The 12,205-nt window shown below is 75.3% G+C and carries 13 protein-coding genes; 8 read left to right on the top strand and 5 right to left on the bottom strand.

Annotated elements, in window-relative coordinates; all coding sequences use genetic code 11:
* Positions 1 to 69: 69 nt before the first annotated feature.
* Positions 70 to 822, bottom strand: coding sequence for a YcnI family protein (locus tag OG823_RS16075; RefSeq protein ID WP_371480234.1), 753 nt, complete (start codon positions 820 to 822; stop codon positions 70 to 72).
* 160 nt (positions 823 to 982) lie between these two features.
* Positions 983 to 1,807, bottom strand: a complete 825-nt coding sequence (locus tag OG823_RS16070) for a hypothetical protein (protein WP_371480233.1) — start codon at positions 1,805 to 1,807, stop codon at positions 983 to 985.
* A 228-nt stretch (positions 1,808 to 2,035) separates the two neighbouring features.
* On the opposite strand from OG823_RS16070, the gene OG823_RS16065 reads away from it, so the two are divergent.
* The 7 genes from OG823_RS16065 (at position 2,036) to OG823_RS16035 (ending at position 8,775) form a co-directional block, all read left to right on the top strand.
* The gene (locus OG823_RS16065) at positions 2,036 to 2,686 is read left to right on the top strand and encodes an ATP-binding protein (protein WP_371480232.1); all 651 of its coding nucleotides are present in this window, start codon (positions 2,036 to 2,038) and stop codon (positions 2,684 to 2,686) included.
* A 129-nt stretch (positions 2,687 to 2,815) separates the two neighbouring features.
* Positions 2,816 to 3,742, top strand: a complete 927-nt coding sequence (locus OG823_RS16060; protein WP_371480231.1) for a LysR family transcriptional regulator — start codon at positions 2,816 to 2,818, stop codon at positions 3,740 to 3,742.
* 180 nt (positions 3,743 to 3,922) lie between these two features.
* On the top strand, positions 3,923 to 5,077 hold the full coding sequence (gene alc, locus OG823_RS16055) for an allantoicase (protein WP_371480230.1): 1,155 nt from the start codon (positions 3,923 to 3,925) through the stop codon (positions 5,075 to 5,077).
* Between the two features lie 87 nt (positions 5,078 to 5,164).
* The gene (locus OG823_RS16050) at positions 5,165 to 5,395 is read left to right on the top strand and encodes a hypothetical protein (protein ID WP_371480229.1); all 231 of its coding nucleotides are present in this window, start codon (positions 5,165 to 5,167) and stop codon (positions 5,393 to 5,395) included.
* Between the two features lie 22 nt (positions 5,396 to 5,417).
* Positions 5,418 to 6,845 carry an amidase gene (locus OG823_RS16045; RefSeq protein ID WP_371480228.1) on the top strand — a complete coding sequence of 476 codons (1,428 nt, stop codon included), beginning with the start codon at positions 5,418 to 5,420 and terminating at the stop codon, positions 6,843 to 6,845.
* Positions 6,846 to 6,946: 101 nt separating this feature from the next.
* The gene (locus OG823_RS16040; protein ID WP_371480227.1) at positions 6,947 to 7,585 is read left to right on the top strand and encodes a TetR/AcrR family transcriptional regulator; all 639 of its coding nucleotides are present in this window, start codon (positions 6,947 to 6,949) and stop codon (positions 7,583 to 7,585) included.
* 308 nt (positions 7,586 to 7,893) lie between these two features.
* The gene (locus OG823_RS16035) at positions 7,894 to 8,775 is read left to right on the top strand and encodes an alpha/beta hydrolase (protein WP_371480226.1); all 882 of its coding nucleotides are present in this window, start codon (positions 7,894 to 7,896) and stop codon (positions 8,773 to 8,775) included.
* 184 nt (positions 8,776 to 8,959) lie between these two features.
* Here OG823_RS16035 and OG823_RS16030 read toward each other — a convergent pair whose 3' ends face one another.
* The gene (locus OG823_RS16030; protein WP_371480225.1) at positions 8,960 to 9,202 is read right to left on the bottom strand and encodes a DUF5302 domain-containing protein; all 243 of its coding nucleotides are present in this window, start codon (positions 9,200 to 9,202) and stop codon (positions 8,960 to 8,962) included.
* Between the two features lie 368 nt (positions 9,203 to 9,570).
* On the opposite strand from OG823_RS16030, the gene OG823_RS16025 reads away from it, so the two are divergent.
* A complete protein-coding gene (locus OG823_RS16025) occupies positions 9,571 to 10,392 on the top strand; it encodes an integrase (RefSeq protein ID WP_371480224.1) in 822 nt (273 codons plus the stop codon).
* A 132-nt stretch (positions 10,393 to 10,524) separates the two neighbouring features.
* On the opposite strand, the gene OG823_RS16020 is transcribed toward OG823_RS16025, so the two are convergent.
* Positions 10,525 to 11,475 (bottom strand): pirin family protein, encoded by a 951-nt coding sequence (locus OG823_RS16020; protein WP_371480223.1) that lies wholly within the window; start codon positions 11,473 to 11,475, stop codon positions 10,525 to 10,527.
* 121 nt (positions 11,476 to 11,596) lie between these two features.
* Positions 11,597 to 12,103, bottom strand: a complete 507-nt coding sequence (locus tag OG823_RS16015) for an SseB family protein (protein ID WP_371480222.1) — start codon at positions 12,101 to 12,103, stop codon at positions 11,597 to 11,599.
* Between the last annotated feature and the right edge of the window lie 102 nt (positions 12,104 to 12,205).

The following is a 12,205-nucleotide window of genomic DNA, read 5'->3' as shown; positions in this document are numbered from 1 at the left end:
ACGCAGGGGTGCACCGGTGGGGCCGTGGGCCCGGGGCGTCCGGGGCCCACGGCCCCACCGGTGTGCGGGTCAGGAGGCGGTGGTGCCGCTCTTGCGGCGCAGGCCGACGAAGCCGAGCCCGGCGCCGACCACGCCGACCACGATGCCGACCACGCCGAGCACCCGGGCGGTGGAGTCGCTGCCGGACGCGGCGCCGGCGGCGCCGGCCGCCCCGTCCTGGGAGGCGGTCATCCCGGCGTGTCCGTCGGCGGCCGGCGAGGCACCCGCGGTGGCGTCGGCGGCTTTGGTCAGGACGAGCGTGGGCGCGGGCTTGGCCGGCTCGGGCTGGCCGTCCTTCGCCTCGTCGATCCAGCGCACGACGTCGCCGTTGTCGTAGGTCTGGAGCGCCTTGAAGACCAGCTTGTCGGCGTCGGCCGGCAGCGGGCCGAGCGAGACCCGGAACTCCTGGAACTGCCCGGGGGCGATCCTGGTCCCGGCGTCGGCGGTCCAGGTGATCTTCGAGACCGCCTCGGCGACGTCGGCGCCGTGCACCTTGATCGGCTTGTCGAGCTTGGACTTCTCCATCGTGGCGGTCCAGCCGGGCAGCGGCAGGGTGCGCACGGAGGCCAGCGGGTGGTCCAGCGGGAGGTTGACCTCCAGCTTGACGGTGTTCGCGGCGTCGTTCTCGTTCGGCACCCGGAAGTCGACCGCGGTGTAGCCGCCCTGCTGGGCGGTGCCCGGGTTCACCGTGACGTGCGCGGACGCGGGCCCGGCCAGGGCGAGGACGCACGCGGCGGCGGCGAGGACGACACCGGCGCTGCGGCGGGCGGGAGTGGAACGCATGGCTGTGGTCTCCGATCGGAGGAGGCCGGGCCGCGTCCGGGCACGGGGGGCTCCCGCACCACGGGCGGACCGCGCCGTGGGGTTGGCCGACGGCCGTACCGCTCCATGGGTACGGCCCCGCTGGCGCGCCCCTCCGGCCGCTGCCCTGCGGCAGGCCGGATCAGCGCGCGAACGCCGCCGCCGGCGGCCCCCGCCGCACCACACTGTGCCGGAGCGCGGCCGCCACCGGCAGCCGCAGGTTCCCCTCGCCCGGTCCGTACGGGCGCAGCGCCGTGCCCGGCGCGCCGAGCAGCCCGCGCAGCAGGGTGACCAGCAGGGCGAAGGCCGTTCGCAGTGGCGCGGCCCACTCCTGCGCGGCGGCCGCGGTGAGCCGCACCAGCCGCCAGAGGGCCACCTCGCCGCGCCGCAGCCACCAGCCGGCCACCAGGGCCGCGGCGAGGTGGCCCGCGAACATCGCCGGGCTCAGCCCGAGGACGCCGCCCTGCCACCAGGGCGCGGCGGCGTAGCTCTGCGGGTCCAGACCGGCGTCGCTGATCAGCTGCTCGGCGGAGGTCCCGCCGGGAAGGCCGACGAGCGTTCCGGGGTGGCCCTCGTTGCAGAGCAGCCGGCCGGCCACCTCGGGCATGGTCATCGCGCCGGAGCCACCGCGACGCATCCCGTCCATCGCGGTTGCGTGCGCGCCGAACCCGTGGAACAGGGCGTGCAGGGCGAGCTGTCCGGCTCCCAGCGCCGTGGCGATGGCGGCCAGCGGGCGCTCCCGCCCGGCGAGGACCGCCGCGAGGACCAGGACGCCCGCGAAGCCGGCCGCGAGCGCCGGCACCGCCACGTCGCCACCGCCGGTCAGGGCGTGCCCGGCCGCCGCTGTCAGCGTGCAGAGCAGGGCGAACGGCACCGCCCGCGCCAGCCGCAGATCCCAGGCGGCCGACCGTACCGGCGCGTCCGGTGCGGCGGCGCCCGGATGCGGGGCGGCAGGGTGGTCAGTCATGGCCGGCCCATCATCTCATCGAGACCCCGGGCGGACGGGGGAGGGTGGGAAATCCATCGGAACAGCCCGTTCGGCCCCGCGTGCGGGCGCCGCCGTGCGCCGCTCGGCATAGACCTGGACCCCAGTCCATCCGCCGAACGAGTGACTGCGGACCTTCGACACGGTTCACCGGCGGATCACCAGGAGATATCTAGCGGTATGTGGAGCCGCAGCCAGGAGGGACCTCCCGTGGACATCCGGTGGACTCTGCACCTCAAGCGCGACCCGGCGAGCGTGCCGCTGGCCCGGCGGATCCTGCTCGGCGCCATGGAGACGGCCGGCGTGGACCCGCAGGTCTCGTACGACCTCGGCGTCGCCCTGACGGAGGCCTGCGCCAACGCCGTGGAACACGCGGCCGGCGGCTGTCCGGGCGACGGCTTCCAGGTCACCGCCTCGATCAGCGGCGACCGCCTGCGCATCGAGGTCACCGACTCGGGCCCCGGTCTGCCGCTCGGCCCCGCCGTCACGCCCTCGGCGTCCGCTCCGCAGCGGGCCCCGCGCCGCCCAGCGGCGACCACCCGCCCGGCCGCCCGCCCCCGCGGCCGCCGGGGCCGGGCCTCGCTCCCGGCCGCCGCGCCGCTCGCCCACCGCCCCCGGTACGCCGGCGCCGCCCCGTACGACACCCACGTTCTCCCGCCGGGCCGGCCCGCCCCGGTCCTGCGCCCGGTCGACCCGGAGGATCTCCCCGACCTGTGCGCCGAGAGCGGCCGCGGCCTCTTCCTGATCCACGCCCTCACCGACCACGTCCAGTTGCGCAACCACCCGCTGCGCGGCGCCATCGTCAGCTTCGACAAGATCCTCACCTGGCGCGAGGGCGCCCCGCTGCGCGTGGCGTCCTGACACGGGCGGACCGACCCCGGACCGACCCCGGTGCCGACCCCGGCCCCGCGCCGCGGCCGTCCGGCGGTGGTCACCGACCGGTCTGCGCCGTCGGGCCCTTGACGGGGTGCCCGCGCCTACCCTGGCCGGATGACCGACTGGGACCTGAGAAAGCTGCGCGTGCTGCAGGCACTGGACGAGTGCGGGACGGTCACCGCCGCCGCCGAACGGCTCTGTCTGACACCCTCGGCCGTCTCCCAGCAGCTGTCGGCGCTGGCGAAACAGCTCGGGGCACCGATGCTGGAACCGTACGGCCGACGGGTCCGGCTGACCGGCGCCGCGCGGTTGGTGCTGGGTCACGCCGAGTGGGTGTTCGGGGAGTTGGAGCGGGCCGAGGCCGAGCTGGCGGGCTATCTGCACGGGGAGGCGGGCGAGGTGCGGGTGGGCGCGTTCGCCACCGCAGTCACCGGGCTGCTGGTCCCCGCGATCGGCCGGCTGCGGGACGAGGCGCCGCGGCTGCGCGTGCGGGTGGCGGAGGCGGAGGCCGCCGAGGCGTACGAACTGCTCGCGGTGGGGGAGGTGGACCTCGCGCTCTCGCTGGCGGGCGGGCCGCCGTCCGCCGGGGACCGGCGCTTCGTCCGGTTCCCGCTGCTCAGCGACCCGCTGGACGTGGCGCTGCCGCCGGGGCATCCGCTGGCGGCCGCGGACGGCCTGCGACTGGCGGATCTCGCGGACGAGCCCTGGATCTTCGGCGCGACCGGGCCCTGGCGGGACATCACGCTGGGGGCGTGCGCGGACGCCGGTTTCGTGCCGGAGCGGGCTCACACCGCCGCCGACTGGTCCGCGATCCTGGCGATGGTGTCGGCCGGCATCGGGGTGGCGCTGGTACCCCGGCTCGCCTCGGCCGGGCGCGGCGGGGCCGCCGTGGTCCGCGCGCTGCCCACGGATCTGCCGACCCGTCGGGTGATCGCCGCGGTCCGGATCGGGACGGAGCACACCCCGCCGGTGCGGCGGGTGCTGGCGGCCCTGGAGGTGGTCGCGGCGCAGGCGGCGGCGCGGAGCGTGCGGTCGTCCTGACCGCGCGGCGCCCGTGCCCGCGCCTGCCGTGCGTACGCCCGCCGGGCCTGCCGAGGCCGGGGAGCGGCTCGAACGTTCAGTCCGACTGAACGTTCCGGTCAGATCTTTGCGATGGACCTGATGGTTCGTCCGGCGCCACAGTGGAGGAACCGGCCGCCCGACCCTTCGAGAGGTTCCCGCATGTCCGACTCGCCGACCGCCGCTCTCCCCTACGCCGGGGGCAACCCGTACGCCGACTACCGAGCGGACGAGTTCGCCTTCACCGCGCTGACCGACCTCGCCGACCGCCGTCTCGGCGGCGCCGTGCCGGCGGCCAGTGACGAGCTCTTCGCCGAGCGCGAGAACCTGCTGCTGCCGGAGCCCGCGGAGTTCCGCCCGCACACCTTCGGCAACAAGGGCCAGATCATGGACGGTTGGGAGACCCGCCGCCGGCGCGGCAGCGGCCACGGCAGCCCGCACCCCGTCGAGGGGGACCACGACTGGGCAGTGATCCGCCTGGGAGTGCCGGGGGTGGTGCACGGCGTGGTCGTCGACACCGCGCACTTCCGGGGCAACCACCCGCAGCGGATCTCCGTCGAGGGCGCCGAACTGCCCGCGACCCCCGACCCGGAGGCGCTGCAGGCCGCCGACTGGGTGCCGCTGGTGCCGCCCTCGCCCGTGCGCGGCCACGCGGCGAACGGCTTCCCGGTCGGGAACCGCCGCCGCTTCACCCACGTGCGTCTGCGCCAGTACCCGGACGGCGGCGTCGCCCGCCTGCGGGTGCACGGCGAGGCCCGCCCGGATCACCGCTGGCTGGCCGCACTGGGGACCTTCGACCTGGCCGCTCTGGAGAACGGCGGCTCCGTCGAGGACGCCTCCGACCGCTTCTTCTCGTCGCCCGCCAACATGATCATGCCCGGCAGGTCGCGGGCGATGGGCGACGGCTGGGAGAACCGCCGACGGCGCGACGGCGGCCACGACTGGGTCCGGCTGCGTCTGGCCGGTCGCGGCGCGATCCGGGCCGTCGAGATCGACACCGGCTGCTACGTCGGCAACGCGGCGGGCTGGGCCGCGCTGTACGGCCGCGACGGGACGAGCGACCCGGCTGCCGCGCAGACGGGCGGGACGGCTGCCGGTCGTCCCGGGACGAGCGGTAGCGGTGCCGGGGCCGGCACTGTGGGCACCGACGCCGCCGGGGGCTGGTTCGAACTGCTGCCGCCGACCAGGCTCCAGCCGGACGCCGTCCACCGCCTGCTGCTCCCCGAGCCCCGCCCCGCGACCCACGTCCGGCTCGACGTCTTCCCGGACGGTGGCATCGCCCGCCTGCGCCTGCACGGGAGTCTGCTCGACGGCTGAGCCCCCGGCCGGTCCCGCCGACCCGTACCGGCCGGGCCCGCTCCGGCCCGGGTTGCCGGGCCCGAAAGGCCGCCGGACGATGGGGACATGTTGCATCAGATGCGTGCCGAGTACGGGTCCGGCGGCCCCTCCGCCGGGGTGAAGCTCTGGCACATGGTCCGCGCCGACGAGCACGTGGCCATGTGCGGACGGGAGCTCGACGCCGGGGCTCCCACGCAGGGTCCGGAGGCCTGGGGCACCACCGCCGAGCTGTGCTGCCACACCTGCGGGGCCGTCTTCCTGCGCGAGTCGCCCTACCTGCCGGCCGAGCACCAGTAGCCGGCGGCCCGGAGGCATGGCCGTGGGTGCCGAGCACGGGTCCGGCGGCCCGCCGCCGGCCGCCTCGGCCGCGGAACCGCGGGCCGGTGGCGCCGGCCTCGCCGAGGACGTCGACCGGCTCTGTCACCGGATCGAGCAGCTCGACCCGGTGCTGCGCGCGTTCGTCCCCGAGTCCGGCCGCCGGCACCGGCTGTCGGCCGAGGTCCGCGCGCTGGAGGCCCGTCACCCCGACCCCGCCGCCCGTCCGCCGCTGTACGGCGTACCGGTCGGGGTCAAGGACGTGATCCGGGTGGACGGCCTGGCCACGCACGCGGGCTCGGCGCTGCCGCCCGGTGTGCTGGCCGGGCGGCAGGCCACCCTGGTCGGGCGGATGCGGGCGGCGGGGGTGCTCGTCGCGGGCAAGACGGCGACCGCCGAGTTCGCGATGACCGCCCCCGGTCCGACCCGCAACCCGCACGACCCGACGCACACCCCGGGCGGCTCCAGCAGCGGGTCGGCGGCGGCGGTCGCGGCGGGACTGGTGCCGCTGGCGGTGGGCACCCAGACGGTCGGGTCGGTGATCCGCCCGGCGGCCTACTGCGGGGTGGTCGGCTTCCGCCCGACCTACGGACGGATCCCGACCGACGGGGTGATCCCGTACGCACCGAGCCTGGACACCGTCGGGGTCCTCGCCGCCGACGTCGGGGGCGCGGCGCTCGCCGCGTCCGTGCTCTGCGACGACTGGCGGCCCGGCGGGTCGGCCGATTCGCGCGCGGAGCGGAGCACCGGGGGGAGCGCCGGGGGGAGTGCCGGGTGGAGGGCCGCAGGCGCCGGGGGGAGCGCCGAGCGGCCGCGCCCGGCCGGGGACGCCGAGGGGTCGCCGGTGCTGGGAGTGCCGACCGGTCCGTACCTGGACCGGGCCGGGCCCCTGGCCACGGCCGCCTTCGAGGCGCAGCTGGCCCTGCTGGAGCGGGCCGGGTCGACGGTCCGCCGGGTCGCGCTGATCCCGGACGTCGAGGAGGTCGTCCGGCACCTGCGGGTGCTGGTCCGCTTCGAGGCCGCCCAGGTGCACGCGGACTGGTTCACCCGCTTCGGCGGCCTCTACCGGCACGAGACGGCCGCCGTGATCCGGCACGGACAGGAGATCGACCCGGACGACTACCTGGCGGCGCTGCGCGCCCGGGCGCACTTCCGGGAGCGGATCGCCGCCGCGGGCGGCCGGGAGGGCGTCGATCTCTGGGTGACGCCGGCCGCCACCGGGCCCGCGCCGTCCGGGTTGGAGAGCACGGGGGACGCGGTGATGTCGCTGCCGTGGAGCTACGCCGGTCTGCCCGCCGTCAGCCTGCCGGCCGGGCGGGCGGCCGGCGGACTGCCGCTCGGGCTGCAGTGCGTCGGAGCGGCCGGCGCGGACGAGCGGCTGCTCGCGCTGGCGGCCGGTCTGGAGCGGATCCTGGCCGCCGGGGCCGGCTGAGCGCACCGGCCCGCGCTATACCCTGGCGTGACCCGGGCGCCCGGGTCACGGCCCCACCGGCCGCACCGGCGCCGTTCCCGTTGTGACAGCTGAGGTGGGCAGTGGCCGGCTCTTCCACGGACGGACGTGTGCTGCGCGGCGAGGAGACCCGGCGGGCGGTGCTGCACCGCGCGGTGTCGGTCGCCTCGGTGGAGGGGCTCGGCGCCCTGTCGATCGGGCGGCTCGCCACCGATCTGGGGCTCAGCAAGAGCGGGGTGTTCGCCGCCTTCGGCTCGAAGGAGGAGCTGCAGCTGGCGGCGGTCCGGGCGGCCCGCCGGATGTTCTTCGACGCGGTGGTGGCGCCCGTCCTGGAGATGCCTCCCGGGCTGGGCCAGGTCCGGGCGCTGTGCGACAGCTGGCTGGAGTACTCACGGGCCCGGGTCTTTCCCGGCGGGTGCTTCTTCTACCAGGTCACGGCCGAGTTCGACGCCCAGCCGGGCCCGGTCCGGGACCGGCTCGCCGAGGCCGCCCGGGAGTGGGGGCAGACGGTGACCGGGGTGCTGCGGGACGCCCGCGCGGTCGGCGGACTGCGGCCCGGGACCGACCTCGACGATCTGGCGTTCGCCCTGGTCGGCTATCTGGAGACGGCCAACTCGCAGGCGCTGCTGTTCGACGACGAGACACCCTACGACCGGGCCGGGCGGGCGCTCCTGCGTCTGCTGCGGGCCGAAGCCGCGGACCCGGCGCAGCTGACCGACTGACACCCCTCCATGGGCCTGCCGGGGAACGGGTCCGCGCCCATAAAAGCACGAACGGTCGTGCTAATATCGCGCCCATTCGATCCCGAACGCGTGGTCCCGCCCCGAACGCGTGGTCCCGCCCCGGCCGCGTGATCCCGGCCGCGTGATCCCGAACGCGTGTCCCGTTCGCGTGTCCCATCCGCGCGGTCGCGGACAGGCCGTGCCGAACACGCCGACCCGCCCGACCAGCCCGACCAGCCCGGCCCGCCCGTCCCGCCCGTCCCGCTCGTCCCGTCCGTCCCGCTCAGGCAGTCCGACAGGGAGAACCCATGGACCCGGCCGTCACACTCGTCCGTACCGTCCTCAACACCACCGCGCTGTTCGCCCCCCGCGTGGCGGGCCGGGCGGCGTTCGAACTCTTCCGGCATCCGCTGCGCCGCAGCAGGCTGCGCGACACCGAACGCGAGGTGCACGATCGCGCGGTCACCGAGGAGATCACCGTCGCCGGCAAGCGGGTGGTCGTCTACCGCTGGGGCGACGGCGCCCGGCCCGTCCTGCTGCTGCACGGCTGGCGCTCCCGGGCCTCGCGCTACGCGGAGTTCGTCCCCCGGCTGCGGGCGCTCGGCCTGAGCCCGGTGTCCTTCGACGCCCCGGGCCACGGCGACTCCGGCGGCCGCGCCACCACGATCCTGGAGTACCGCGAGGTCATCCGCCGGCTCCAGGAGGAGTACGGGACGTTCCACTCCGTCGTCGCGCACTCCTTCGGCGTCACCTGCGCCTTCCTGGCGCTGCGCGACGGCGTCCGGGCCGGGCGGCTGGTCGCGGTGGCCGGGGTCGCCGAGTTCGGCCACCTGCCGGCCGGCTTCTGCGCCGGGCTGGGGCTGGGGCCCCGGATCGAGCGGGAACTCCGGCGGCTGATCGAGCAGGAGCTGTTTGTGGGGGCCGCCGGTCTGCCGGACGACATCTGGGAGCACTTCGACGCCACCCACGATCCGGGCGCGATCCCGTTGCCGGTCCTGGTCGTGCACGACGAGGGGGACGACGTGGTCGGCATCGGCCAGGCACACCGGCTCAAGGCGGCGTACGGCGGGCAGGTGGAGCTGCTCACCACCCGGGGCCTGGGCCACCGGCGGATCCTCGCGGACCCTGCCGTGATCGACAACGCGATCGGCTTCCTGGCCTCCGCGGGTCAGGAGGCCCGCACCGCGTGAGCCCCGGCGGCTCCGGCGGCCCGCCGCGCCGGAAGACTCCGGTGCGGTCGGAAACCCGGCGCCGAGAGCCCGACGCCGAGCAAGGGCAGCGCCGGGCAAGGGCAGCGCCGGGCAAGGGCAGCGCCCAAAAAAGGGGCGGGCGGCCTCGTCCGAGACCGCCCGCCCCTTGGTGCCGACCCGAAGGTCAGCCGCTCTTGCGGCGGAAGTTGCGCTTGCCGCCCACCGCGCCGTGCGCGCCGTGGATCTTGCCGTCGGCGCCCGGGCCGCCGGCCGCGCCGTCCGACCGGCCGCCGTGCTTGCGCTCCAGCGCGGCGAGGAACTTCGCCTTGACGTCGTCCTGGGCGGGGGCGGCACTCTCGTCCGCGGCCGGCGCCTCGGGCCGGTCGGTTGCCGCTACATCGCTCGTGTCGATCGCATCGCTGCTCATACAGGACCTCCTGGACAGGGTGGAGCCGGATCACGCGCTCACGCCCACGATCCCACGTCCAGGGGGGTGCGGCGTCCGAATACCGCCCGTCCGGCGGACCGTTCCGGGCGCGGGTCAGCGCGCGTCGCGCGGCTCGTCGGGGAAGCGCGGCCCGCCGATGAGGAACAGCAGCGTGGCGACGGGGAAGCCGATCGACGCGACCACGAGCACGATGAACTGCCAGACCACGTGGATCACTCCTCGAAGAATCCCGACAACCCGTTCGATATCAGACGGTATGTCCATACCTGTCAGGCCGCTACCGGACATATCGGGGGATCGCCGCACAGGTCTGTGCGCCGCGCCCACCCGACGGCCAGACTGTCGGGATGCAGGTACAGCTCGCAGGGGAACCGCAGGTGCCCGGCCGGGAGAGCGAGGACTTCGCGGCGGCCACGCCGGAGGCGCTGGTGCTGCTCGACGGGTCGAGTTCGCCCGACGCCTTGGAGTCCGGGTGCCGTCACGGCACCGCCTGGTACGTCCGCAGACTGGGGGTGCACCTGCTGGCCCGTATGACCGACCGGGCGGACCGGTCGATCGCCGAGTGCCTGGCCGACGCCATCGCGGAGACGGCCGCCCTGCACGGCGGCCGCTGCGACCTGGGGCATCACAACACGCCGGCCGCGATGGTGGTGGCCGCCCGCCGGCACGGGCGCTCGCTGGAGTACCTGGTGCTCGGCGACTCGCTGCTGGTCCTCCAGTTCAAGGACGGCCCGCCCCGGGTGATCGGCGACAACCAGCACTTCCCGGACGGGGAGGGGCTGCGCCGGCAGATCTGGTCGACGGTCCCGGGCTCGGCCGAGCGCGAGGACCTGCACATGCGGTACGCGCTGGCCGTCCGGGCGGCGCGCAACAGCGGGCGCGGTCCGTGGATCGCGGCGGCCTCGCCGAAGGCCGCGGCACACGCCGAGACGGGCTTCGTGCCGCTCGCCGACCTGTACGCGGTCGCCGCGGTTTCGGACGGGGCCTCGCGCTTCACCGAGCGGTTCGGGCTGGGCAGCTGGTCGGACGCCCTGCGGCTGCTCGCCGAATCGGGGCCGGCCGAGCTGATCTCCCAGGTCAGGGCGGTGGAGCGGGCGGATGCCCGCTGTGAGCGCTGGCCGCGCGGCAAGGCGCACGACGACGCCTCGGCCCTCTACGCCAGGATCTGACGAGAGGGCCGAGGTGAGAGGCGCCGAGGTGAGAGGCGCCGAGGTGCGCGGCGCCGGGGCGGGAGGGCTCCGTGGTGAGAGGCGCCGGGGTGAGGCGCATCGAGGGCCGTGGAGCGCGGGCGGCCCCGCCGGTCAGTCGACCGGGTGGCCGAAGGAGCCGGACTGGAAGTCCTTCATCGCCTGCTCCAGCTCGCGGTGGCTGTTCATCACGAACGGCCCGTACCAGGCGACCGGCTCCCGGATCGGCTGTCCGCCCAGGATGATCACGTCCAGGTTGGGGTGCCGGGAGTCCTGCTTGGTGTCGGCGGCGATGGTGAGGGTGTCACCCTCGCCGAACACCGTCGCCTGTCCGGTGTGCACCGGGCGCCCCTCGGCGCCGACCGTGCCGTCGCCGTTCAGGACGTATGCCAGGGCGTTGAAGTCCCGCCGCCAGGGGATGGTGACCCGCGCGCCGGGGGTGATGCTGGCGTGCAGCAGGGTGATCGGGGTGTGGGTGGCGCCGGGGCCCCGGTGGCCGTCCAGCTCGCCGGCGATCAGCCGCAGGACCGCGCCGCCGTCGGGGGTGGAGAGCAGCTTGACGTGGCCGCCGTGGATGTCCTGGTAGCGCGGGGCGGTCATCTTGTCGGCCGCCGGGAGGTTGACCCAGAGCTGGATGCCGTGGAACAGGCCGCCGGTCGCGACCAGGGACTCCGGCGGGGTCTCGATGTGCAGGATGCCCGAGCCCGCCGTCATCCACTGGGTGTCGCCGCCGCCGAGGTGTCCCCCGCCGCCGTGCGAGTCCTTGTGGATGAACTCACCGTCGATCAGGTAGGTCACGGTCTCGAAGCCGCGGTGCGGGTGCCAGGGGGTGCCCTTGGGCTCCCCGACGCCGTACTCCACCTCGCCCATCTGGTCCATCATGATGAACGGGTCGAGGAACTTGGTGTTGATCTTCGCGAAGGCGCGGCGGACGGGGAAGCCCTCGCCCTCGAAGCCCTCCGGGGCGGTGGCCACCGTGAGGACCGGTCGCGGGGTGTTGGTGGTCGGGTCGGGGGTGGCGACGCGCGGGAGGGTCAGCGGGTTGTCGACGGTCACGGCGGGCATGTCGGCCTCCTTCGGGGGTCTGTGGCCTACGTCCAACAGATTAGTTCAATCCTCAACGACAAGCAAGTTGAAAATTGAACTATGAGGAAGAGCGGGCGTCCACGGCGTCCCCGGGTGGGGCTCAGCCGTACATCCGCCGCATCGTGAAGTCCACCATCTGCTCCACGGCCTTGGCGTCGAACACCATCCGGTGCTCGCCCTCCATGTCCAGCGCGAAGCCGTACCCGGTGGGCAGCAGGTCGAGCACCTCGGCGCCCGAGACGCTGAAGTGCTTGGAGTCCTTGCCGGCGTAGCGGCGCAGCTCCTTCAGCGAGCTGAACATCGGGATGACCGGGGTGGGGGTGTTGTGCAGCGCCAGGAAGCCCGGCCGGTCGCCGCGCGGGCAGTGCACCTTGGAGGTGATGAAGATCGCCTGGAAGTCCTCCACCGCCATCGAGCCCGTGGTGAAGGCCCGGACGGCGTCCGCCAGCGAGGGCGGCGAGGGCTCGGGGTAGAGGGACTGCTGCGCCGCGGCCTGGGGCTGTTCGCCGTAGGGGCCGGGGCCGGGCATGCCGTTCATCCCCGGCTGCGGCCCCGCCTGCTGCTGGTAGGGGTCGCCCGGGTATGCGGTCTGCTCATAGCCGTACACACGGACAGGCTATCGGGAGCGCGCGCCCCTGTGCGGCGGTCGATCCTGACAAGGAGTACCGGCCCGCAGTTGTGGGACGTGGCCACGTGGCCGCGATCCGAC

Source organism: Kitasatospora sp. NBC_00315 (assembly GCF_041435095.1).
In the GTDB taxonomy this organism is placed as follows: Bacteria; Actinomycetota; Actinomycetes; order Streptomycetales; family Streptomycetaceae; genus Kitasatospora.
The sequence above is the reverse complement of the archived record's forward strand: the minus strand, read 5'-3'. Positions and strand labels throughout refer to the sequence as shown.